The sequence below is a fragment of the Thermosynechococcus sp. genome (assembly GCF_046299635.1).
In the GTDB taxonomy this organism is placed as follows: Bacteria; Cyanobacteriota; Cyanobacteriia; order Thermosynechococcales; family Thermosynechococcaceae; genus Thermosynechococcus.
Map to the genome: position 1 here is coordinate 1 of NZ_JBKBHV010000036.1, position 21159 is coordinate 21159.

The 21159-nt window shown below is 52.7% G+C and carries 22 protein-coding genes; 11 read left to right on the forward strand and 11 right to left on the reverse strand.

Translation table 11 applies throughout. The features are described 5' to 3' along the window. The 3 genes from ACK4IR_RS11595 to ACK4IR_RS11605 form a co-directional block, all read left to right on the forward strand. A partial coding sequence (locus tag ACK4IR_RS11595) for a DUF4351 domain-containing protein (protein WP_409874512.1) occupies window positions 1–312 on the forward strand: 312 nt, incomplete at its 5' end. 145 nt (window positions 313–457) lie between these two features. Further along, window positions 458–1195: a 3-oxoacyl-[acyl-carrier-protein] reductase gene (gene fabG, locus ACK4IR_RS11600; protein WP_409874513.1), complete on the forward strand. Its 738-nt coding sequence runs from the start codon at window positions 458–460 to the stop codon at window positions 1193–1195. A gap of 25 nt (window positions 1196–1220) precedes the next feature. Then, window positions 1221–3950: a valine--tRNA ligase gene (locus ACK4IR_RS11605; protein WP_409874514.1), complete on the forward strand. Its 2730-nt coding sequence runs from the start codon at window positions 1221–1223 to the stop codon at window positions 3948–3950. A gap of 137 nt (window positions 3951–4087) precedes the next feature. On the opposite strand, the gene ACK4IR_RS11610 is transcribed toward ACK4IR_RS11605, so the two are convergent. From ACK4IR_RS11610 to ACK4IR_RS11620, 3 genes are read right to left on the reverse strand one after another with little or no spacing between them, the layout of a single operon-like run. Next, window positions 4088–4444 carry a ribulose bisphosphate carboxylase small subunit gene (locus ACK4IR_RS11610; RefSeq protein ID WP_409874515.1) on the reverse strand — a complete coding sequence of 119 codons (357 nt, stop codon included), beginning with the start codon at window positions 4442–4444 and terminating at the stop codon, window positions 4088–4090. Window positions 4445–4474: 30 nt separating this feature from the next. Further along, window positions 4475–4855, reverse strand: a complete 381-nt coding sequence (gene rcbX, locus ACK4IR_RS11615) for a RuBisCO chaperone RbcX (protein ID WP_409874516.1) — start codon at window positions 4853–4855, stop codon at window positions 4475–4477. Window positions 4856–4908: 53 nt separating this feature from the next. Continuing rightward, window positions 4909–6336 carry a form I ribulose bisphosphate carboxylase large subunit gene (locus tag ACK4IR_RS11620; RefSeq protein WP_409874517.1) on the reverse strand — a complete coding sequence of 476 codons (1428 nt, stop codon included), beginning with the start codon at window positions 6334–6336 and terminating at the stop codon, window positions 4909–4911. A 418-nt stretch (window positions 6337–6754) separates the two neighbouring features. Here ACK4IR_RS11620 and ylqF point away from each other — a divergent pair, with 418 nt between their 5' ends. Together ylqF and ACK4IR_RS11630 are read left to right on the forward strand one after the other, a co-directional pair. Then, the gene (ylqF, locus tag ACK4IR_RS11625) at window positions 6755–7591 is read left to right on the forward strand and encodes a ribosome biogenesis GTPase YlqF (RefSeq protein ID WP_409874518.1); all 837 of its coding nucleotides are present in this window, start codon (window positions 6755–6757) and stop codon (window positions 7589–7591) included. Window positions 7592–7623: 32 nt separating this feature from the next. Further along, window positions 7624–9117: a hypothetical protein gene (locus ACK4IR_RS11630; protein ID WP_409874519.1), complete on the forward strand. Its 1494-nt coding sequence runs from the start codon at window positions 7624–7626 to the stop codon at window positions 9115–9117. Here the strand turns inward: ACK4IR_RS11630 and bchI are convergent, their stop codons facing one another. Continuing rightward, the gene (gene bchI / locus ACK4IR_RS11635; protein ID WP_409874520.1) at window positions 9118–10185 is read right to left on the reverse strand and encodes a magnesium chelatase ATPase subunit I; all 1068 of its coding nucleotides are present in this window, start codon (window positions 10183–10185) and stop codon (window positions 9118–9120) included. Between the two features lie 341 nt (window positions 10186–10526). On the opposite strand from bchI, the gene ACK4IR_RS11640 reads away from it, so the two are divergent. From ACK4IR_RS11640 to rsmI, 3 genes are read left to right on the forward strand one after another with little or no spacing between them, the layout of a single operon-like run. Then, complete coding sequence (locus ACK4IR_RS11640) at window positions 10527–11006, forward strand: RNA recognition motif domain-containing protein (RefSeq protein WP_409874521.1); 480 nt, start codon at window positions 10527–10529, stop codon at window positions 11004–11006. A gap of 18 nt (window positions 11007–11024) precedes the next feature. After that, on the forward strand, window positions 11025–11627 hold the full coding sequence (gene cbiT, locus ACK4IR_RS11645) for a precorrin-6Y C5,15-methyltransferase subunit CbiT (protein WP_409874522.1): 603 nt from the start codon (window positions 11025–11027) through the stop codon (window positions 11625–11627). Beyond that, window positions 11627–12472 carry a 16S rRNA (cytidine(1402)-2'-O)-methyltransferase gene (rsmI, locus tag ACK4IR_RS11650; protein ID WP_409874523.1) on the forward strand — a complete coding sequence of 282 codons (846 nt, stop codon included), beginning with the start codon at window positions 11627–11629 and terminating at the stop codon, window positions 12470–12472. The genes cbiT and rsmI overlap by 1 nt, the downstream gene beginning before the upstream one ends. Here the strand turns inward: rsmI and cofG are convergent. From cofG to ACK4IR_RS11680, 6 genes are all read right to left on the reverse strand, one after another. Beyond that, complete coding sequence (gene cofG / locus ACK4IR_RS11655) at window positions 12453–13400, reverse strand: 7,8-didemethyl-8-hydroxy-5-deazariboflavin synthase subunit CofG (RefSeq protein ID WP_409874524.1); 948 nt, start codon at window positions 13398–13400, stop codon at window positions 12453–12455. The two genes, rsmI and cofG, sit on opposite strands and share 20 nt — an antisense overlap. Window positions 13401–13406: 6 nt before the next feature. Then, window positions 13407–13781, reverse strand: coding sequence for a hypothetical protein (locus ACK4IR_RS11660; RefSeq protein ID WP_409874525.1), 375 nt, complete (start codon window positions 13779–13781; stop codon window positions 13407–13409). A 390-nt stretch (window positions 13782–14171) separates the two neighbouring features. Next, window positions 14172–14411 carry a hypothetical protein gene (locus ACK4IR_RS11665; protein ID WP_409874526.1) on the reverse strand — a complete coding sequence of 80 codons (240 nt, stop codon included), beginning with the start codon at window positions 14409–14411 and terminating at the stop codon, window positions 14172–14174. An 11-nt stretch (window positions 14412–14422) separates the two neighbouring features. Next, window positions 14423–14668, reverse strand: coding sequence for a ferredoxin-thioredoxin reductase variable chain (locus ACK4IR_RS11670; RefSeq protein WP_409874527.1), 246 nt, complete (start codon window positions 14666–14668; stop codon window positions 14423–14425). A 118-nt stretch (window positions 14669–14786) separates the two neighbouring features. Continuing rightward, the gene (locus ACK4IR_RS11675) at window positions 14787–15779 is read right to left on the reverse strand and encodes a CHAD domain-containing protein (RefSeq protein WP_409874528.1); all 993 of its coding nucleotides are present in this window, start codon (window positions 15777–15779) and stop codon (window positions 14787–14789) included. A gap of 214 nt (window positions 15780–15993) precedes the next feature. Then, the gene (locus ACK4IR_RS11680; RefSeq protein ID WP_181495045.1) at window positions 15994–16596 is read right to left on the reverse strand and encodes a superoxide dismutase; all 603 of its coding nucleotides are present in this window, start codon (window positions 16594–16596) and stop codon (window positions 15994–15996) included. Between the two features lie 447 nt (window positions 16597–17043). On the opposite strand from ACK4IR_RS11680, the gene ACK4IR_RS11685 reads away from it, so the two are divergent. From ACK4IR_RS11685 to folP, 3 genes are read left to right on the forward strand one after another with little or no spacing between them, the layout of a single operon-like run. Then, on the forward strand, window positions 17044–18522 hold the full coding sequence (locus ACK4IR_RS11685; protein ID WP_409874529.1) for a phosphoglucomutase/phosphomannomutase family protein: 1479 nt from the start codon (window positions 17044–17046) through the stop codon (window positions 18520–18522). Between the two features lie 36 nt (window positions 18523–18558). Next, window positions 18559–19992 (forward strand): MFS transporter, encoded by a 1434-nt coding sequence (locus ACK4IR_RS11690; protein ID WP_409874530.1) that lies wholly within the window; start codon window positions 18559–18561, stop codon window positions 19990–19992. After that, window positions 19989–20831, forward strand: a complete 843-nt coding sequence (gene folP, locus ACK4IR_RS11695) for a dihydropteroate synthase (RefSeq protein ID WP_409874531.1) — start codon at window positions 19989–19991, stop codon at window positions 20829–20831. Before ACK4IR_RS11690 ends, folP begins: the two co-directional genes overlap by 4 nt. Here the strand turns inward: folP and ACK4IR_RS11700 are convergent. Beyond that, on the reverse strand, window positions 20828–21058 hold the full coding sequence (locus tag ACK4IR_RS11700) for a hypothetical protein (protein WP_409874532.1): 231 nt from the start codon (window positions 21056–21058) through the stop codon (window positions 20828–20830). The two genes, folP and ACK4IR_RS11700, sit on opposite strands and share 4 nt — an antisense overlap. Window positions 21059–21159 lie beyond the last annotated feature (101 nt).

Genomic DNA, 21159 nt, shown 5'->3' on the forward strand with positions numbered 1-21159 from the left:
GAGTTAATCACGAGAATCATGCTGTATCGGTTCACCACGCTGAATCGCGAGGAGGTGCTGCGCATGCTGGGGTTGACGACTGACGAACTGAAGAAGACACGATTTTATCAGGAGGTTTACGCAGAAGGATTACAGCAAGGAGAGGCAGCCGTTGTCCTACGCCAGTTGAGGCGGCGATTTGGCAGTGTGCCCAATGACCTTGAAGAACGCATCCGTCGGCTCTCTCCTGAGCAAATCGAAGCCCTTGCAGAAGCCCTTCTAGACTTCACCGACCTAGAGGAGGTGTCTGATTGGCTAAATCGCTCCCTCTAAAATCTAAAAAAATACTGCCTTGCGTGTTGATCCAGTTGGGGAATGAGAGACCGTAGCACTAAGAGGGGTAACATCGGCTGTTAAAATTTGTGATGGTTCATACGTGCAGCATTTTTGCCTTTAGGAGAGACAGGAGAGAACTGATTTGAGCGAAACAGCCGTTGCCATTGTCACCGGTGCCTCACGAGGAATTGGTCGGGCGATCGCCCTCGAGCTGGCGAAAGAGGGAGCCACGGTAGTTGTCAACTACGCCCGCTCGGCCGAGGCCGCCTTTGAAGTAGTGCAGACCATTGAACAACAAGGGGGAAAAGCCATTCCCATTGCTGCCGATGTGTCTGTTCCAGAGCAGGTCGAGACCCTCGTGACCAAAACCGTGGAAACCTATGGCCGTGTGGATATCTTAGTCAACAATGCCGGCATTACCCGCGACACACTGCTGCTGCGTATGAGCCTCGAAGACTGGCAGGCGGTGATTAACCTCAACCTGACCGGAGTTTTCCTGTGTACCCGTGCGGTGAGTAAACTGATGCTCAAACAAAAACGGGGACGGATTATCAACATTACCTCTGTAGCAGGGCAAATGGGCAACCCCGGCCAAGCCAACTACAGTGCGGCCAAAGCGGGGGTGATTGGCTTTACGAAAACCGTTGCCAAGGAGCTTGCCAGTCGGGGCATCACGGTAAATGCGGTTGCCCCCGGCTTTATTGCTACGGAGATGACCGCCGGCCTCAAAGCAGAGGAGATCCTTAAATTTATTCCCCTAGGGCGGTATGGCGACCCCACGGAGGTGGCAGGGATGGTACGCTTTTTGGCCTTGGATCCGGCAGCCGCCTACATTACAGGGCAAGTCTTCAATGTAGATGGTGGTATGGTGATGGCCTAAGGGTCTTGGAGTAGTGCAGCAACCCATGACCGACGCGATTAGCCTTCCCACTCAATACGACCCAAGGCAAACCGAAGCGAAGTGGCAGCAGCTTTGGGAAAGCAGTGGTGTGTTTCATGCTGACCCCAACCACCCCGGTAAACCCTATTGCATTGTCATTCCACCCCCCAACGTCACCGGCAGCTTACACATGGGGCACGCCTTTGAGCATGCCCTGATTGATGTGCTGATTCGCTATCACCGCATGATTGGCCGCAACGTCCTCTGGTTGCCGGGGACAGACCACGCCAGTATTGCCGTAAGCACGATTTTGGATCAACAGTTGCAGGCGGAGGGCACCAACCGCTTTGCCTTGGGACGGGAGGCTTATCTCCAACGGGCTTGGGCGTGGAAAGAGTCATCGGGCAATACGATTGTCAGCCAAATTCGCCGCTTGGGACTGTCGGTGGATTGGTCGCGGGAACGCTTCACCATGGACGAGGGTCTGTCGCGGGCTGTATTGACCGCCTTTAATCGCCTCTATGACGCAGGGCTAATCTATCGCGGTCAGTATTTGGTGAACTGGTGCCCTGCCAGTCAATCGGCAGTCTCGGACTTAGAGGTGGAAAACCGCGAAGTACAGGGGCATCTCTGGCATTTTCGCTATCCGCTGGCGGATGGCTCAGGGTATTTAGAGGTAGCCACAACCCGGCCGGAAACGATGCTGGGGGATACGGCGGTGGCAGTTCACCCTGAGGACGATCGCTACCGCCATTTAATTGGCAAAACCGTGCGCCTGCCCCTAATGCAGCGCGAAATTCCGATTATCGGTGACCCCTTGGTGGATCCCACCTTTGGCACCGGCTGTGTGAAAGTGACCCCAGCCCACGATCCCAATGACTTTGTTATGGGGCAACGCCATCATCTGCCGATGATTAATCTGATGAACAAGGATGGCACCCTCAATGAAAATGCCGGCGAGTTTGCCGGTTTGGATCGCTTTGTCGCCCGTAAGCAGGTGGTGGCTCGCCTAGAGGCCGAGGGCTTTTTGGTGCGGGTGGAGGACTATAAACATACCGTTCCCTATAGCGATCGCGGGAAGGTTCCGATTGAACCCCTCTTGTCCACCCAATGGTTTGTCAAAATCCGTCCCCTAGCGGATGCTGCCCTCAAGGCACTGGATCAAAAGCACTCCCCCCGCTTTATCCCCGATCGCTGGGCAAAGGTCTATCGCGACTGGCTGGTGAATCTGCGGGATTGGTGTATCTCGCGGCAACTCTGGTGGGGGCATCAAATTCCGGCTTGGTATGTCGTCAGTGAAACCGGTGGTGAAGTACGGGATGAGACCCCCTATGTGGTGGCGATGAATGAAACAGAGGCTCGCGCCAAGGCGATCGCCCAATTTGGCGAGGATATTCAACTCCGGCAGGATTCAGATGTCCTCGATACTTGGTTTTCCTCTGGCCTATGGCCCTTTTCTACCCTCGGCTGGCCCGATGAGACGCCAGACTATCGCCGCTATTACCCCAACACCACCCTTGTTACCGGGTTTGACATCATCTTTTTCTGGGTGGCGCGGATGACAATGCTGGGGCAGTACCTCACCGGCAAAATTCCCTTCCGCGATGTCTATATCCACGGCTTGGTGCGGGATGAAAACAACAAAAAAATGTCCAAATCTGCCAACAACGGCATTGACCCGCTCATTCTTATTGATAAATACGGCACCGATGCCCTGCGCTATAGCTTGGTCAAGGAAGTGGTGGGTGCCGGGCAGGATATTCGCTTGGCCTACAACCGCAAGACCGACGAATCGGCCACCGTCGAGGCGGCTCGCAACTTTGCCAATAAGCTTTGGAATGCCTCTCGCTTTGTGCTGCTAAATCTGGAGGGTCAGACCCCCACCCAATTGGGGAAACCGCAGCGGCGGGACTTGGTGCCCAGCGATCGCTGGATTCTCAGTCGCTACCACACGGCCGTTCAAACCACCCGCCAACGCATTGAGACCTATGGCCTTGGGGAGGCGGCCAAGGGACTCTACGAATTCATCTGGGGCGATTTTTGCGATTGGTACATTGAACTAGTGAAACCCCGGTTGCAAGGGGATAACCCCAAAGCCAAGCGCACGGCACAACAGGTGCTGGCCACGGTTCTCGATGGCACATTGAGGCTACTGCATCCTTTCATGCCCCACATTACCGAAGAGATTTGGCACACCCTACATCAGGTGGGCGAAAGCGAACTTTTGGCGGTACAGCCCTATCCGAAAGTGAATCGCCGCGCCATTGACCCCGACCTTGAAGCCCAATTCAGTCTTTTGATTGAAACCATCCGCACCATTCGGAATCTGCGGGCAGAGGCGGGGATTAAACCGGGGATGTATATTACTGCCCTAATTGACGCTAGTCCTGAAGAAGTGTCGGTCTTTGAAGCCGGAGCGGCGGATATTCAACACCTAGCCCGCCTAGAATCTCTGACAATTGGCACCGGCCTGCCCTCCCCCCAGCAGGTCTTTAGTGGGGTGGTAGGCAAAAGCGAGGTGCTCATTCCCCTTGCGGGGGTGGTGGATGTGGCGGCCTTGGTGGTTAAACTCCAGAAGGAGGGCGATCGCCTGAGGGGGGAAATTCAATCGCTCACCGCTCGCCTCAATAACCCCAATTTTGTCAACAAAGCCCAACCAGAGGTAGTAGCCATTGCCCAAGCCCAACTCACTGCGGCTCAACAGCAATTGGGCATTATCGAGCGCCGACTCCAGTCCCTGAGTGTCCATGCTTAAGAGCAGCCCAAAATTATAATTCCCACCGCTACCATGATGGACATAGAGGAGCGGCGATTGCTTGAGGCGATTAAAATTAGGGGGCAATGCCCCCCTTAACTTTAATTCAATTGCAATAAACTGAGAAGATCTCAGCCTTAATAGCGATAGCCGCTGTAGCCGCTGCCGGCCTGATTGGGCTTATAGACAATAAAGCTCATCACTTGGCACTGCTTGATATTGTCAAAGGCCACCACGCGAATGAAGCAGTTGGGATATTCCGAGCGGCACTGCTGCACCTCATTGAGCACCTCTTGGGCATTGGTGCAGTTAAAGAGGGGCAACTTCCACATTGTCCAGTAGCGAATTTCTGCATCAGAGCTTTCGTTGAACTCCACACAGGGGTGGTAGCCCTGATCAATGGCGTACTGAATTTGACGGGTAATTTGAGCATCGCTTAGAGGAGGGAGGTAGGAAAAGGTTTCGTAACGACGCTCCTTAGGCAGTGTTTTCATAGGTTCCTCAATTGGTTAACAATCAACAAATTATTCAGGAGTTTCTGGGTTACTGCTCTCAACAGTGGTGTCAGACACTTGGGTCATCCGCTCCAGTTGTTGACAGCGTTGTTGCAAATTGGCCTGCTGAATGCCCGCACGCAGCATTTCGGGTAGGTAGTCCGCCACCATTTCGGCGAGATGTTCGCGCACTGTAAGAATGCGAAAACCGAGATCGGGCTGTTCGCGAAAGAGGGCTTCCAAGTAACGTTCGCCGTCCTGGATACTTTCTTGACTCGTGAACTGGTGTAGCCAGAGCGATCGCGGTGGATCGGTTTCGGCCAACTGCCCAATCACGGTTCGCACTGCCTGATAGGTCAAGTAACTAATCAGGGTTTTGGTGGTTTGCTTGGCAATGTGCTTGACATCCATAGACCTACGGGGAAATCGTTGCCACAGCTCCGATTGAACCCCATCTGCCCTACCTAGATTGTGTCTTGCGCCTCAAACTCGAACTTGATTTCCTTCCAAAGTTCGCAGGCGGCAGCCAGTTCAGGACTCCAGCGGGCAGCTTCACGGATGATGTCACCCCCTTCGCGCATGAGGTCGCGGCCTTCATTGCGAGCTTGGATACAGGCTTCAAGAGCCACCCGGTTGGCCGTTGCACCCGGTGCATTCCCCCATGGGTGACCCAGAGTACCGCCGCCAAATTGCAACACGGCATCATCACCAAAAATGTCCACCAGTGCTGGCACGTGCCAGACGTGAATACCGCCGGAGGCAACTGCCATCACACCGGGCATTGAGGCCCAATCTTGGGTGAAGTAAATCCCACGGGAGCGATCTTGCTCAATGTAATTTTCCCGCAGCAGATCCACAAAACCCAAGGTGACGGCTTTATCCCCTTCTAGTTTACCGACCACCGTACCCGTGTGGATATGATCACCGCCGGACATCCGCAAGCACTTGGCTAGGACTCGGAAGTGAATCCCATGGTTTTTCTGGCGGTCGATCACAGCGTGCATGGCGCGGTGAATATGCAGCAGCATGCCATTGTCCCGGCACCATTTCGAGAGGGTGGTATTGGCGGTGAAGCCGGCGGTGAGGAAGTCGTGCATGATAATGGGCATTTCCAATTCTTTTGCAAACTCTGCCCGTTTCAGCATTTCTTCGCAGGTGGCAGCGGTCACGTTCAAGTAGTGACCTTTGATTTCGCCGGTTTCTGCTTGGGCTTTGTGAATAGCATCAGCAACAAACAGGAAGCGATCGCGCCAGCGCATAAAGGGTTGACTGTTGACGTTTTCGTCATCTTTGGTGAAGTCCAATCCACCGCGCAGCGCTTCATAAACTGCACGACCGTAGTTTTTTGCCGACAGCCCCAGTTTAGGCTTAATTGTGCAACCCAAAAGCGGGCGACCATATTTATTGAGTTTATCGCGCTCCACCTGAATGCCGTGGGGCGGGCCTTGGAAGGTCTTCAGATAGGCCACTGGCAGGCGCAAATCTTCTAAGCGCAGAGCTTTGAGAGCCTTAAAGCCAAAGACGTTGCCGACAATGGAGGTGAGTAAGTTCGTTACCGAACCTTCTTCAAATAGATCAAGGGGATAGGCAATGTAGGCAATAAACTGATTGTCTTCGCCCGGCAGAGGTTCGATGTCATAGCAGCGCCCCTTGTACCGATCTAGATCAGTGAGCAAGTCGGTCCACACCGTAGTCCAAGTACCGGTGGAGGATTCTGCGGCAACGGCTGCGGCGGCTTCCTCAAAGGGTACCCCTGGCTGTGGGGTCACACGGAAGGCCGCTAGGATATCAGTATCTTTGGGAGTGTAATCAGGGGTGTAGTAGGTCAGGCGGTAGTCCTTTACCCCTGCCTGATACCCAGTTTTCTGGGATTTCGATTGCGTATAGGCCATAGACGTTTTTCCTCATTTAATAAAATAATTAGTGTGCCAGATAGAGCGGTCTCTACGGGCAACCTTTGCGATGGGTAGTGTGAACGCTACGATTCCCCCAAATGGGGCAAAATTTAGCGATAGGGTACTCAGCAAGATGATAAAACCATCCGCAAGCCTGTAGTGTCGTCGTAGGTCTTATGCTTAAGCATCAGCTTAGTTGATACCCAATGCAATAACTTTTGCTTTGGAGATTCTTAATTATTCTATAGGTTTGAGTTATCAATCTTTAAGGTTGTTCATAGGTTTCTAAATATAAAAGGTGCGTCCATAATTTTGGGTCTATTAAAAAATAGTTATTTATTGTCTATAGTCAATCTCTTTTCCGGATAGCCAGCGATCGCTCTATTGTTCTTCGACGAAAGAGGGTGGAATTTCTATGAGTTCGATGATTCAGTGGTATCCCGGCCACATTGCCAAGGCCGAACGTGCCCTCAAGGAGCAACTGAAACAGGTGGATGTGATTTTTGAAGTGCGGGATGCGCGGATCCCCCTTGCCAGTTGTCATCCCCAAATTCGGCAGTGGGCGAGCGGCAAGCACCGCCTTTTGGTGCTCAATGGCATGGACAGAATTAGCGATCGCGATCGCCAGCAATGGCTGACCTGGTTTGAGACCCAAGGAGAAACGGTCTTTTTCACCAACGCGCAGCGGGGCGAAGGGATTCGCCGACTCCAACAGGCGGCAGTGCAGGCAGGGGCTGCTATGAATCAACGGCGTCAACAGCGGGGCATGCAAATGAGAGCCGTGCGGGCTGCGGTTCTCGGATTTCCCAATGTCGGCAAGTCAGCCCTCATTAATCGTCTCTTGCGGCAGCGGGTTGTCGAGAGTGCTGCGCGTCCCGGTGTGACACGGCAACTGCGCTGGGTGCGCCTGTCTCCTAGCTTGGAACTCTTGGATGCCCCCGGTGTCTTGCCGCTGAATTTCAAGAATCAAGAGGCGGCGGTGAAGCTGGCCATCTGTGATGACATTGGTCAAGCGGCCTACGATCCTTGTCGGGTGGCGCCGGTTCTGGTGGAGCTACTGCACCGGTTGGGACACGCTGATCGCCTTGAGGATCGCTATGGTTTAGCCGTTACCGACACGGGGGAAACCTATCTGCATGAGCTGGCCAACCGCCGCTACCACGGGGACTTAGAACGGGCAGCCCGAGAACTATTGCAGGCCTATCGGCGGGGTTACTTGGGGGCGATCGCCCTTGAGCATCCTCCTCAGTAAAATCCATTCACTCACAGCAAAGGGAGACTGCCATGAAAACAGTGGTGATTACTGTCGGCAACCGTCAAGTGGCCTGGCGATGCAATGATGGTATTGTGCGCAGTTTTGGAGCTGATGGCAGTCGTAAGGATCCGCCCCATCTCGATGAACTATACCAGCAATTTGGTGTCGAGCGGGGTTTCCATGACCCTGAAGAAAAGTACCGGTACGGCGTGCGCTATTTGAGTGAGATTGTCTATCAGCATTGTCGAACAAAGAATGACTTTTCGCCGGTGGTTTTGCTGCTCGATGAGAGAATCTTGGCGGAACACTATGCGGCACTAGCGGAACCCGTAGAGGTGATTCTCTGGGGCACCGATCAGCCAGAATCAGTCGGTTGGCAATTTTATGGAATGGATACCTGCTGGTTGGCGCAGTTGATGGCAGGGGCGATTCAGCAGCGCTATTCCCACTTTAAGGTCAGGGTCTGGAACTGTCCAATCGCCGTCAATGACAGGCAAGCCCTGTGGAACTTCACGGAAAAACAGTTAAAACAGTACATCGAGAATTTGCCAGAGCCTGACCGCGCCAATTGGCAGTTGCACATTCAAACCAAAGGGTCTGTGCCGCAAATTGCAGATGCCTTGGGCATGATGGCAGCAATTCTCATGCGTCAGTACCCCGTTAGCCAAATTATCCCGATAGAGCCACAGCCATTCTTTGACCCCAGCAACCAGTCTGCCCGCAGTGCTGAATGTTTTGATGTGGTTTCCTTAGGTAAGGTGTTTTGGCCACTGGAGCGGGAGCGGATTGCCACAGCATGGAAACGGGGCGACTTTACTGCCGCCAAGGTATTACTTGAAGCCCATCGCGATCGCTACGAAGCCCTTTACCAACTTGCCCATCTCCTGAGTTTAGCGACCAATTGGGATATCCAAGGACTACTCAAAGGGATTCAAGGAGAGCGGTGGTTAGATCAAAAGAGCACTATCAAACTAGTGAATAAACAGCAGCGCGACCAATGGAGACAAGAGACTGTTGAGCGGTGCCCTGACAGAGAAACCCCCGCAAGTAAGCTCTTAAAGATTTGGGAGTTTGAACTACTCATCGAGCTTGCCTTGCAGCAGGAAAACTATACCCTAGCCTTCATGCAATTTACGCAGATGCTGGAGCGACTTCTATTTTGGCGGTACGAGCAGGAGAATTGGTCGCTGAGGCAAGAGGGCGCTGAGGGAAACCCCTATCGAGACCCAAGTTTGGGAGAATTGCGGCAAGCATGGGCAATAGTTGAGAGGCGATCGCCCAGTGATGCCTTTGTTAAAAAGCTAGAGACAGTCAATCAATATCGCAATGGTGTTGTTCACCGCAATCGCGCGATCAGTCGTAAAGAGTTGACTGAGTTGGCAAATGTTTTCCTAGATGCATCCCCCGAAGACATTCATCAAGGGTTGCTAGAGATGCTTCGCCAAATTCTCAATCAAGACCAACTGCTCAAAAAAGGAGTGGCGCGATCGCTCTATGAATGGGGATTAGAGCAACTGAAATAATTAGGCAGGAATCTCCACGCCAAAGACCTCTTGGAAGACCTTGCGTACCTTATATCCGGAGTCAATGGACTCTAGAGGATCTTTGCGCAGTCGGTGGCGTAGACAGAGGACAATCACCCGCGCAATGTCATCAACGGTAACCTCGGTGCGTCCCTCAAAGGCGGCCAAGGCCTTGGCGGCACGATTGGTGACAATGTCTCCCCGCAGGCCATCCACATCTAGCTCGGCGCACACCTGGGAAATTTTCAGCCGCAGTTCGTGGTCAATGGTAACGCTGGGCAATAGGGCTTGGGCAGCCACCAGCTTGGCTTGGAGGGCTTCCTGTTGGGCTTGGTATTTGGCCAAGAAAGCTTCAGGGTTTTGATCGAATTGCGATCGCTGCTCCACAATTTCCACCCGCAGAGCCGGATCCTTGACGGTGCGAATCTCAGCATGCATGCCAAAGCGATCCAGCAGTTGTGGCCGCAGTTCCCCTTCCTCAGGATTGCCGGAGCCAACCAAGACAAAGCGGGCGGGGTGACGAATGGAAATGCCTTCCCGCTCAACGGTATTCCAACCGGAGGCAGCGGCATCCAGCAGGACATCCACCAAGTGATCATCGAGGAGATTGACCTCATCCACATAGAGAATGCCGCGGTTTGCCTTGGCCAAGAGTCCAGGCTCAAAAGCTTTTACCCCCTCGGCAAGGGCTTTTTCAATGTCAATCGTGCCGCACACCCGATCCTCTGTCGCCCCCAAGGGCAAATCCACCATGGGCACTTTTTTCTTGATCGTGTGAATCGGTTCACCCGCTGCCACGGCCACCTTCACGGCATCACTCATGAGATCGGGATCGCTGGGGTGACTGTTAAAGGGGTCATCCGCCACCACCTCAATTTCCGGCAGCAGATCCGCTAGGGCGCGAATCGTGGTTGATTTGCCTGTGCCGCGATCGCCCATGATCATCACCCCACCGATTTTGGGGTCAATGACATTGAGCAACAATGACAGTTTCATTTCGTCTTGACCGACAATTGCTGCAAAGGGAAAAACAGGCCGACGAGGCACAGTAGTCGCAGTCACAGGCATCACATCGCAAAAACAGCACTGATTATTGTGCCACATTGTGTTTGCGCTGCCACAGCAAAATTTTTCCGCAAAATCCTAGCCCTAGGTGGAAAAACCGTGGTAACCTAAGTAGGGACAATAAAGAGCAAAAGTGCTCTCACTGCCTTTGCTCTGCCACACTCATCAAGGTTCTCAATTAGCAATAATCGCTGTGAACCAATCTAGCCATTTTACACCACTAATAGCAGCGGGGTCTTTGTGTGCCATTCTTGGCTCTAGGCCTTGGTTACGAGCGGTTTTTCACGCCCGACTGTCCAATTTTCAATCGTGTTGTTTTTAAGCTGCCTAAGGGAGGTTTCTTTATGTCCGTACGTTTATATGTGGGCAATCTGCCGCGCGAACTGAGCCGCGAAGAGCTAGAAGCCCTATTTAACCAAGAAGTGGGGGAAGTGGGCACCACCAAGCTGATTACCGATCGCAAAACTGGCAAGTGCCGGGGGTTCGGCTTTGTCACCGTCGAATCTGAGGAAATAGCCGATCAGGTGATTGAGAAACTCAACGGCTACACCTTTAAGGACAACCCCCTCAAGATTGAGAAGGCCAACGACAAGCCCAAATCTGAATCCAAGGAAAAAGAGGAGGCAGTGGCAGAAAAAACCACTTCCAGTAACCGCAGTAACAATCGCAAAAATAATAAAAATAATGGGCGGCGTACCCAAGCAAATTCTACGCCCGCTGAATACAGCTCGATGGATATGGAAGCTGTTCAACCGGATCCCCGCTGGGCAGATGCCTTAGCACAGCTCAAGGAACGGCTCCTCGCCCAAAGCAGCAACGCTTAACGCTTTTAGGCGGTTTCTATGACGGCGGATCCCTGGCCATTTGTGACTCCGGGTATCCCCGATGGTCTCTTCGAGCGATTACCGGGCATTCCCCTTACCCAACGAGAAACGCGGTTGTTGATGCTCTCCTATTTGCGGCTTGAGCCGGACTCCTGCCTTTGGGATGTGGGAGCAGGTACAGGTACGATCGCTGTTGAAGCAGCACGCTTGGCAAAACGCGGACAAGTGATTGCCATCGAACGGGATGAGGAAGTGGTTGATCTGATCCAGCGCAACTGCGATCGCTTTGGGGTTAAGAATGTGCAGATTGTTGCCGGTTCTGCCCCAGATTGTTTTCCTCAATTACGCCACACACCACAGCGGATTTGCCTTGAGGGGGGGCGTCCGATTAAAGAAGTTTTGCTGCAAGCATGGGAGTATCTTGCTCCTGGAGGGCGCCTGGTGGCGATCGCCAGCAGTTTAGAAAATCTCTATGCCCTCTCCGAAGGTTTCGCAACAGTGCAAGCCCGTAGCCTAGAGGTGGTGCAATCGGTGATCAATCGTCTGGAAACGCGGGGGGGTCACCAAATTTTTGCAGCGGTAGAACCCATCTTTATTCTCAGTGGCGAAAAAATTTCCTGATGAGCATCGGGCAACTGTGGGTAGTGGGTACCCCCATTGGCAATCTTGAGGACATAAGCGCTCGCGCCCTGCGCATTCTCAAGGAGGTGAATCTCATTGCTGCGGAGGATACCCGCCACACCGGCCGCCTGTTACAGCACTTTGGCATTACCACACCGCAAATCAGTCTCCATGAGCACAATACCCAACAGCGTGTGCCTCAACTGCTTCAGCGCCTAGAGGCGGGTCAACAGATTGCTTTGGTCAGTGATGCGGGCTTACCGGGGGTGTCCGATCCCGGCTATGAATTAATTACCACCTGTATTGCCGCAGCCATTCCCGTGACACCGGTTCCCGGTGCCAATGCTGCTTTGACAGCTCTGATGGCGGCAGGGTTGCCGATGAATCGCTTTTGTTTTGAAGGGTTTTTGCCGACTAAGGGGCGCGATCGCCAGCAGCGACTAGCAGCGCTGCAACAGGAAACTCGCACGATTCTTCTCTACGAAGCCCCCCATCGCTTGGTGCAAACCGTAACAGAGTTATGTCAGACCTTGGGGGGCGATCGCCCCCTCGTACTTGCCCGTGAACTCACAAAACACCACGAAGAATTTTGGCGGGGAACCCTCGGTACTGCCTGCGCTTATCTACAGGAGCATTCCCCCCGTGGCGAATACACACTGGTTTTAGCCGGTGCCCCTGAACACTCTCTAGCCGTAAATCCCAATCATCTAGCTGAGGAATTAGCGACACTTCTTAGCCAAGGTCTTTCCCTCACCCAAGCCAGCCGTCAACTGGCTGATCTTACCGGGCTTTCGCGGCGCGACATCTATCAACTGGGACTCCAGCTCAAACAGAAAGCCCGTTAACTTTTGCCTTTAGGAATGGCAGCAGCCAATCCACAAACTGCGGATAGACAGGGAGTCGAGGTACTAACTCCCATCCCCAAGCGCGTAATTGTTCTCTTAGCACTGCTACATCGGTGTGGGGATAGTCTGGATTGACATGATCTAAGGGGACAATGCCACCCAAGTCACGAGCGCCGGCTTCTAGGCATGCCCGTAAGACCTCTGGATTTGTTACCAGATTTGCCGGAATCTGAATGGTGATGTCCTCGGGCAAGAGCGATCGCGCCCACTGCACCACCTTGGGCAATTGCCTCAGATCAAAAGGGGGCAACGGTTCTTCCTGCTGTTGACCGGGACTGTGGGGCTGCAAAATCACCTCCTGAATATGCCCCCACCGCCCATGACACTCAGCAATGACAGTAAGAGTTTCTAGCCAATCCTGCGGTGCCTCACCAATACCCAAGAGCAACCCCGTGGTGAAGGGAATGCCTAGTTCCCCGGCCTGTTGCAGTTGACGTAAACGCAATTGTGGATCTTTACTGGGAGCATGGCGATGGACACTTTGCAGCAACTTCGGCGTCAATTGCTCCAGCATCAGCCCCATCGAGACATTCACCTGCTTGAGATAGGCCATTTCTGCTCGACTCAGAGGACCTGCATTCGTGTGGGGCAAAAATCCCTGATCCAACGCTAAGACTGCCAGATTGTAGAGATGCTCTAACCATTGGGAACGCTGAGGACTGCTGGGGGCAACTTCGCCACTGAGAATGAGAATTTCTCGCACCTGTTGCGGATCAAGTGCTGCCAACTGTTTGGCCGCCGCCTCTAAACTCAACCAGCCACTCGTGCCAAGATCCTGACGGAAGTTGCAGTAGGTACAGCGATTAAAGCACTCGTACGTGGGCACAAGGGTAAAGGCCGGACTATAGGTGATGGTGCGATCGCCCATAGGAGACTAGCGAAAGAGTGCCTTGATCTCAGCGCCACTGCGTTCAAGGCGGTTGTTGTCTAAGCAACAGTCATCGTTGTTGGGGTTGCCATCGATCCGAATATCAGGCTCATACCCGATCGCCAGCACATAGCTCGGCGGAAACTCTCCCTCTGCTGGGGATGAAACATTCCAAGGACGCTCAAACATTACCGTCACCTCTTGACCTACAGCAAGATTTTGAAACGACTGCTGGGCAACCAGTTGCGCCCTGCCACCGGGGACTTGTTCATATAAATAAATAATCTGTTGATTGGCGCGTGATTGATAGGCATCTGTGCCCCGATTGCGCACTACCCCTATAATCCGTACCCGCCCCTGAAACGGACTTGTGCGATTCACTAAGCTAAAATTGACTGCCTGCGCTGCGGGGTCAGGGCAAGAAAGTTGTGGCCGTAAATCCTAAACGATCGGTGGGCGAGGAATTAACTTGAGATGTCTGGGGTTAATGGTGGGTTGAGCCTGAAGGGGACGCACACCCATCGCCAAAGGGGTTAACATCGCTCCAGTCAACAAAATTAAGGATAGACTTTGATGAATCATGGTCACGGCTCCAATCGGGGTAAAGCTGTGGAAATTGATAGGGAAGTGTGTTTTCTTAGTCCCTATCTTGTTCCCCAATCTTGTGGGAGCTTGTGCGTTAAGAGCGTTTTATCAGTGATCTTGATCACGTACCTGACGATCACGCTCAATTGTTAGAGCTATGGGGGGGGGATGGAGCATAGATTGCTTTCAGTCGGCATAACGAGCGATCGCAAACACATAGAGGGCATGAACTGCCAACAAAGGTAACCATACCAGCGTGACTGTCGGCATGAAGGGCACTGCCGTAGGTTGTAATTGATGCCAAAACCAGCCACCAGAATTAAATGCAGCAAAAAGGGCGACATGGACAGCAAAATTCATGCGATCGTCCAAGCGGCGATAGCTCGGATCACGGCGATCGGGCTTACGGGGCCAACGGGGAGGCATATACAGCGTACCTAAATCACTTCCAGCTCGTCGGGGTGCAAATGGGCAATGAACTTGGGACTAAAGCGCACCTGAATCGGGTAGTTGGGGCTAATGGGACGGCCTTGCCAGTCGTTGAGGATGGCGTAAACTTCTCCTTCCATTCCCTGAATGTCAAAGGGCTCGTTACGATGCTCAGGATGGTGATAGACCACGGTAGGGGTCTTGACGCGCACCCGCAGACCAACACTTAAGGCTTGTTGTTCCGTGACGCTCATTCGTTTCTTGTTCTCCTCGACTGGCAGGGGTTTTATTTTTATCGTCGCATACGGCTCGGCAAGGGCGATCGCCCTAGGACAATTGAAAAGCAATCGTTACCATTGCTAGCCGATCTCGTCAGTTGGCAGAGGCGACTATCTGATGACCGAGGGAGTTGCCATTGGCGCTCATAGTCATTGGTGGCATTAGGAGTAGAGAGCGCACTTGATGGCGTTTTTCAGGGCTAAGGTATTCCTGCTGGACGCAGCGCCAAGTTTGCCATTGCCGCGTCTGCTCAAGAGCAATCATTTCTGCAAGACAAGGAGAGGCTTGACGGAGATTGAGTCCGAGTTGGGTACGGAAAAAGTCATAGAGAACAACGCCATCGTGCAGTGTACCTAAGAGTTCTTGCAACTGAGCAAAGGCATCCACCTGTTCGGCGAAGGCGTCTCCATAGACACTGCTAAAGAGTTCCATCTGATAGCGGACTCGTTTCGTTTGCTTGCGGAGATCGTGGAGTTCTTCACCCGCATTTTGCAGCCACTGAGGCGGATTACTAACCGCAAGGAAGAGGGGGCGATCGCCCTGCCATTCAATGGCCACTTGCCACCCCGGATGCAGGAGCAATTGACACACCAAAGGCAATAAAATATCGGGCGCAATCAGTTCCGTCGGTAGGTTAGCAATCTCACGATATTGAGGGGCAGCTAGCCATTCTTCTAGCCCCTGTTGCAATTTGCGATAGCGATCGCTCCGCAGCAGTTGGAGGGCTTTTTGTAGAAGTTCTGTGCGTTGTTTTTCAAGTTTCTTAATTAGTTTTGCCAGTTGTTGTTGTTCAGGGCGAGGTAGATGAGGGTAATACTGCTCCTTGAGCGCCAGCATCATTACATCTAAATCCCGTACGGGACTAAGGCTGCCCGCGATCGCCCGCACCCGCTGAATCGAAACCCCCTTGGGCAAACGTACTGTGTTACAAAATACCTCCAGAGCCGTGCGCAGACGTCGCAAGCCCACGCGCATTTGGTGAATCGCCTCAACATCGCGATCCCGAATTACCCCCGGCTCATGTTTGCTAATTTTGCGGTAGTACTTTTCAAAAGCGGCGTACGCGATATGCCCTAGGCTTTCCATAAGCCCCCCTTGCTCAACGCCCAAAGAAATACCATTATTAAACTAACGTTAATTAACCAAACTTACTTTTATCTTAATTTTAACTTAACCAGACTCTATACATATCTTTATGTCTGAATCACTGCTCAGGAACAAAAAGCCCCGCTCGAACAGAACGGGGATCAGTGAAATCAATGAAGTAATGCAGTAAGAGCAGAACAAAAAATTGGGAATCTTAGGCAGCCGCTAAATTTTTGGCGACAAAGTCCCAATTCACCAGTTGGTTGAGGAAGTTATCAATGAAGTCGGGACGACGGTTTTGGTAGTCGAGGTAATAGGCGTGTTCCCACACGTCAAGGGTCAGCAGAGGCACTTGCCCATGAACCAGTGGATTTTCAGCATTGGGGGTTTTGGTTACCTTGAGTGTACCAGCTTCGAGCACCAACCAAGCCCATCCGCTGCCAAATTGAGTAGCAGCCGCATTTTTGAACTGGGATTTGAACTCGTCATAGCTACCAAAGGCGCTGTTGATCCGCGCCGCCACATCTCCTGTGGGAGCACCACCGCCACCGGGCTTGAGGCTATTCCAGAAGAAGGTGTGATTCCACACTTGAGCCGCATTGTTGAAGATGCCCACTTTTGCAGCATCGCCATAGGTTATGCGAATCACATCTTCAAGGGATTTATCAGCCAGTTCGGTATCTTGGGTTAGTTTATTGAGGTTGTCCACGTAGGCTTTATGATGCTTGCCATAGTGAAATTCAAAGGTTTTCGCAGACATCCCATAGGGTTCAAGGGCACCCGGATCAAAGGGAAGGGGTTCTTGTACAAATGCCATAGGGTTCTATACCTCTCTAAAGGTGATGCAGGTTTAGGCTACTAGAGATCAGTCATCGCCAAAAGGCACCTAGCAGCAGTGCCCATCGCCTAATTAACAATTCGCAATAATTATATCATCCTCGTTTCCACTTCGGAAAAGGGCTGTACAACTGCATGATATGTTCAGAAGGGGTAACAGCAGTAACCGATAAATTAACCAAAATTACATAAACTTATACTTTTATGGTGTATAATCACTCTTATGAGCAAACTGTCAATTTCTCAAGCGGCGAAATGCAAGGGTGTGTCCACCCAAACCCTGGAGAAGTAATCCCCCTCGAGAGCGTCGCTCTTGAGACTTCGATGAAGCAGGAAGTAAGCAGCAAATCTAAACAATGGAGTCCATTTGACTTGACTGAATAGATTTGTATAAGTCTTACAGAGCAGTTCTTGGGTCTTGCGCTCTATGGTTGCTTCTGTCCTTCGCTTAGATCAGGTTTTGATTCCTGAGGATGCCCCCATTCGCTTTGGTACCGATGGCTGGCGCGGCATCATTGGCGCTGAGTTTACCTTCAATCGTCTGCTGCGAGCCGCGCAGGCAGCGGCGGCAGTCCTCCATCAGACATATGGAAAGGACAGAGAACCTTGGATCATGGTTGGCTATGATCGCCGCTTTTTGGCGGAACAGTTTGCCGCCGCCGTTGCCCAATTACTCGCAAGCCAAGGCTACCAGGTGTGGCTCTCAGAATGTGCGGCACCGACACCCGCCTTTAGTTGGGCGGTCAAAGCCGAGGGAGCCATTGGTGGGTTGGTGATCACGGCGAGCCATAATCCTAGCATCTATGCAGGGCTGAAGGTGAAAGGTGCCTTTGGTGGCTCAGTCCCAACAACCGTCACCCAAGCTATTGAAGCGCAGTTGGCTCAGGGAGACCCACCACCGGTGGCAGCAGCAAAACCCGACTATCAAACCTTTGATCCGTGGCCCAGCTATTGTGCGGCCTTGCGTGCTCATGTGGATGCGGCGCCGATTCGGGAGGCGATCGCCACGGGTAAACTGCAAGTGTATGCTGATGTTATGCATGGGGTGGCCGCAGGGGGACTAGAGCGGTTATTAGAAGTCCCGATACGGGAGTTTCGGTGCGATCGCGACCCCCTCTTTGGTGGGGGCGCCCCTGAACCCATTAGCCGTTACTTAGCTGCAACCCAAGCACAACTGCGGCAACAAGGGAGTAACCCCCCTACAGTGTGTTTAGTTTTTGATGGCGATGCCGATCGCCTAGCGGTCATTGATGGCAAGGGTGTACTGTACACCGCCCAAGAAATTATTCCCATCTTGATTGATCATCTGGCACGCCACAGTTCCTACCGCGGAGCCGTGATCAAATCCATTAGCAGTTCTGATCTGGTGGCGCGAGTGGCCACCCACCATGGGTTGGCGGTGATTGAAACGCCCATCGGCTTCAAGTACATTGGCGATCGCATGCTTGCCGGAGAAACCATCCTTTTAGGGGGTGAAGAATCCGGCGGCATTGGCTATGGCCACCACATTCCTGAGCGAGATGCGCTCCTGTCAGCACTGTACCTACTACAAGCACTGGTGGTATCGGGATTGAGCATAGGGGAATACTACCAGCAGTTGCAGGCAACCACGAACTTTTACAGTGCCTACGATCGCGTTGATCTCACTCTCACGTCCTTGGCGCAGCGACAAAAACTAGAAGCAATCCTAGCAGAACATCCCTTCACCCAGATTTTAGATAGCCCCGTTAGCCATTGGGAGAGCATTGACGGCTACAAGTTTCATCTAGCCGATGGCGGTTGGTTACTCATTCGCTTCAGTGGTACTGAACCTCTGCTGCGCCTTTACTGCCAAGGGAAAACGCCTGAACAGGTGCAGCGCATTCTACAATGGGCAAGTCAATGGGCAGTTGCAGTTGCTGGCTAATCGTTAAAAAGAAACAATCGCAATGGACAAAGCGTCATGCCACTAGACCCATCCAGCCAAAATCCTGCTGCCACCAGTAACCGTCCGCCCCTTTCCCTATGGACAAAACTGGCCTTTGGCGCCGGTGATCTGGGAACCGCCATCACTGCCAATTTACAGGTGTTTTTCCTGATGGTGTTTTTGACCAATGTGGCTGGACTCAATGCTGGCTTGGCGGGCAGTGTACTGATGATTGGCAAAATCTGGGATGCCATCAATGACCCGATCATCGGCTACCTGAGCGATCGCACCCCTGTGGGTAAATGGGGACGCCGCCACATCTGGATGATCTCAGCCGCCCTTCCCTTTGGCGTCTGTTTTTTCCTGAACTGGTGGGTACCAGTGGCGGATCAATGGCTTCTCTTTGGCTACTACGTCCTCATGAGTCTCCTGTTCAACACGTTTTATACAGCCGTCAACCTGCCCTACAGTGCCCTGACGGCGGAACTCACTGAGGACTACAACGAACGCACGAGTCTCAATAGTTTTCGCTTTGCCTTTTCCATCGGCGGCAGTATTGGCTCACTGCTGCTGGCGCAACTTCTCTTCCAAGCCATTAGGGAACCTCGAACCCAATACATTGTTTTGGGGGGCATTGCTGCCGTATTCTCGGTGCTGCCAATTTACTGGTGTGTTTGGGGCACCGGGCAACGGGTACGCGAGTTTGAATGCCATACCCCTAGAAGTAACCAAAGCCATCTACCCCTGAAAACACAATTGCGCTTGGTCTTTGGGAATCGCCCCTTCTTGTTGGTCATGGGGATTTACCTCTGCTCTTGGTTGGCAGTGCAAATTACAGCTTCCCTGATTCCCTTTTTTATTGGTGATTGGTTGCAAATGTCTCCGGCTGAATATACACAAGTGGCGCTAGCAGTGCAATCGACAGCGATGATGATGCTCTTTGTCTGGAGTGCCGTGAGTCGCCGTATCGGCAAGAAGGCAGTCTATTACATGGGTATGGCACTGTGGATTATTGCCCAAGCCGGCTTGTTTTTGTTGCAGCCGGGACAAACAACACTGGTCTATGTCTGCGCCATTCTGGCGGGATTTGGGGTTTCAACAGCCTACCTTGTCCCTTGGTCAATGATTCCCGATGTGATTGATCTTGATGAACTCAACAGTGGCCAGCGGCGGGAAGGAATCTTCTATGCCTTTATGGTACTGTTACAAAAAGTGGGTCTTGCTCTTGCGCTGTTTCTTGTGGGTCAGGCGTTGCAATGGGCAGGCTACCTCTCCACAGTTGCTGGTGAACCGCGACCCGTTCAGCCCCCTTCGGCACTTTTAGCCATTCGCATTGCCATTGGTCCTTTACCGACCTTCTTTCTCATCGTTGGCATTGTTTTGGCCTATCTCTATCCAATTACCCAAGCGGTTCACCAAGAGATTCTCTTGAAGCTCCACGCGAAACGGCAAGGAGAGACTGCAGCATGAAGGGCTGGCATGTGGGCGATCGCGCCCTGATTTGGGGAAAGCGCACCTATGTCATGGGCATCTTGAATATCACCCCCGATAGTTTTAGCGACGGTGGGGATTTTTTTAATCCGGCCAGTGCGGTTGCCCATGCCCTTGAGATGGTAGCAGCAGGGGTAGATGTCATTGATGTGGGCGGTGAGTCCACCCGTCCGGGAGCCGGTGAAGTGCCCATTAGTGCCGAGTTGGCGCGGGTATTACCCGTGATTGAGGGCATCCGCCAGCAGTCGCAGATTCCCATTTCCATTGACACAACCCATGCCGTGGTTGCTCGGGCAGCAGTAACAGCAGGTGCCAATATTGTCAACGATGTCTCAGGGGGGCAGGCGGATTCCGACATGTTTGCGACGGTAGCCGCTTTGGGGGTGCCCTATATCCTCATGCATCGGCGGGGAACCCCGGCCACCATGCAGCAGTTAACCGACTACGAGGATTTGATTGGCGATTTGCTTTGCTATTTTCGAGAACAGACCCAGCGGGCGATCGCCAGCGGCATTCCCCCAGAACACCTAATGATTGATCCCGGCATTGGCTTTGCCAAAACAACGCCCCAGAATCTCACTCTTTTGCGAGAACTACAGCAATTTCAAAGCCTTGGCTATCCTCTCCTGCTGGGGCCATCGCGCAAACGCTTTATCGGTGATGTGCTGAACCTACCCAATCCTAAAGACCGGGTTTGGGGTACCGCAGCGGTTTGCTGCCATGCCATTGCCCAAGGGGTGGACATGGTGCGCGTCCATGATGTGGCGGCAATGGTGCAGGTGTGTCGGATGGCCGATGTGCTTTGGCGATCGCCCTAGGGGGACTCAAACCATTTGAGGACACCAACCGCTATGAGGAATAGACTCGCCAACCCCTCTAAATAAGAGCCAAAGCACAAGGGGGTTTGTTCGCGGAGTTGCTGCCCCAGCCAAAAGCCACTACCGATGCACAACCAACTGGTGATTGTGCTCGCTATAACGGCACCAGCAATCGGTAACTGTGCCAACCCCGCAGCTACCCCTGTGGCAAAGTTTGTTAGTGTCAATGCTAAACCCAATAGCAGAGATTGTTGACGCTCATCCCGCTAACGCTTCTCGTATAGCGGGAGATTCCCCCTTCACCGAGTCTTGGCTAGATGTCCCGAAG

What these genes read in the sequence shown, in the direction of transcription:
- ACK4IR_RS11605 (WP_409874514.1), top strand. Translation starts at nt 1,221, where the DNA reads ATGACCGACGCGATTAGCCTTCCCACTCAATACGACCCAAGGCAAACC.
- ACK4IR_RS11610 (WP_409874515.1), bottom strand. Translation starts at nt 4,444, where the DNA reads ATGAAAACACTGCCTAAGGAGCGTCGTTACGAAACCTTTTCCTACCTC.
- rcbX (WP_409874516.1), bottom strand. Translation starts at nt 4,855, where the DNA reads ATGGATGTCAAGCACATTGCCAAGCAAACCACCAAAACCCTGATTAGT.
- ACK4IR_RS11620 (WP_409874517.1), bottom strand. Translation starts at nt 6,336, where the DNA reads ATGGCCTATACGCAATCGAAATCCCAGAAAACTGGGTATCAGGCAGGG.
- ylqF (WP_409874518.1), top strand. Translation starts at nt 6,755, where the DNA reads ATGAGTTCGATGATTCAGTGGTATCCCGGCCACATTGCCAAGGCCGAA.
- ACK4IR_RS11630 (WP_409874519.1), top strand. Translation starts at nt 7,624, where the DNA reads ATGAAAACAGTGGTGATTACTGTCGGCAACCGTCAAGTGGCCTGGCGA.
- bchI (WP_409874520.1), bottom strand. Translation starts at nt 10,185, where the DNA reads ATGCCTGTGACTGCGACTACTGTGCCTCGTCGGCCTGTTTTTCCCTTT.
- ACK4IR_RS11640 (WP_409874521.1), top strand. Translation starts at nt 10,527, where the DNA reads ATGTCCGTACGTTTATATGTGGGCAATCTGCCGCGCGAACTGAGCCGC.
- cbiT (WP_409874522.1), top strand. Translation starts at nt 11,025, where the DNA reads ATGACGGCGGATCCCTGGCCATTTGTGACTCCGGGTATCCCCGATGGT.
- rsmI (WP_409874523.1), top strand. Translation starts at nt 11,627, where the DNA reads ATGAGCATCGGGCAACTGTGGGTAGTGGGTACCCCCATTGGCAATCTT.
- cofG (WP_409874524.1), bottom strand. Translation starts at nt 13,400, where the DNA reads ATGGGCGATCGCACCATCACCTATAGTCCGGCCTTTACCCTTGTGCCC.
- ACK4IR_RS11665 (WP_409874526.1), bottom strand. Translation starts at nt 14,411, where the DNA reads ATGCCTCCCCGTTGGCCCCGTAAGCCCGATCGCCGTGATCCGAGCTAT.
- ACK4IR_RS11670 (WP_409874527.1), bottom strand. Translation starts at nt 14,668, where the DNA reads ATGAGCGTCACGGAACAACAAGCCTTAAGTGTTGGTCTGCGGGTGCGC.
- ACK4IR_RS11675 (WP_409874528.1), bottom strand. Translation starts at nt 15,779, where the DNA reads ATGGAAAGCCTAGGGCATATCGCGTACGCCGCTTTTGAAAAGTACTAC.
- ACK4IR_RS11680 (WP_181495045.1), bottom strand. Translation starts at nt 16,596, where the DNA reads ATGGCATTTGTACAAGAACCCCTTCCCTTTGATCCGGGTGCCCTTGAA.
- ACK4IR_RS11685 (WP_409874529.1), top strand. Translation starts at nt 17,044, where the DNA reads ATGGTTGCTTCTGTCCTTCGCTTAGATCAGGTTTTGATTCCTGAGGAT.
- ACK4IR_RS11690 (WP_409874530.1), top strand. Translation starts at nt 18,559, where the DNA reads ATGCCACTAGACCCATCCAGCCAAAATCCTGCTGCCACCAGTAACCGT.
- folP (WP_409874531.1), top strand. Translation starts at nt 19,989, where the DNA reads ATGAAGGGCTGGCATGTGGGCGATCGCGCCCTGATTTGGGGAAAGCGC.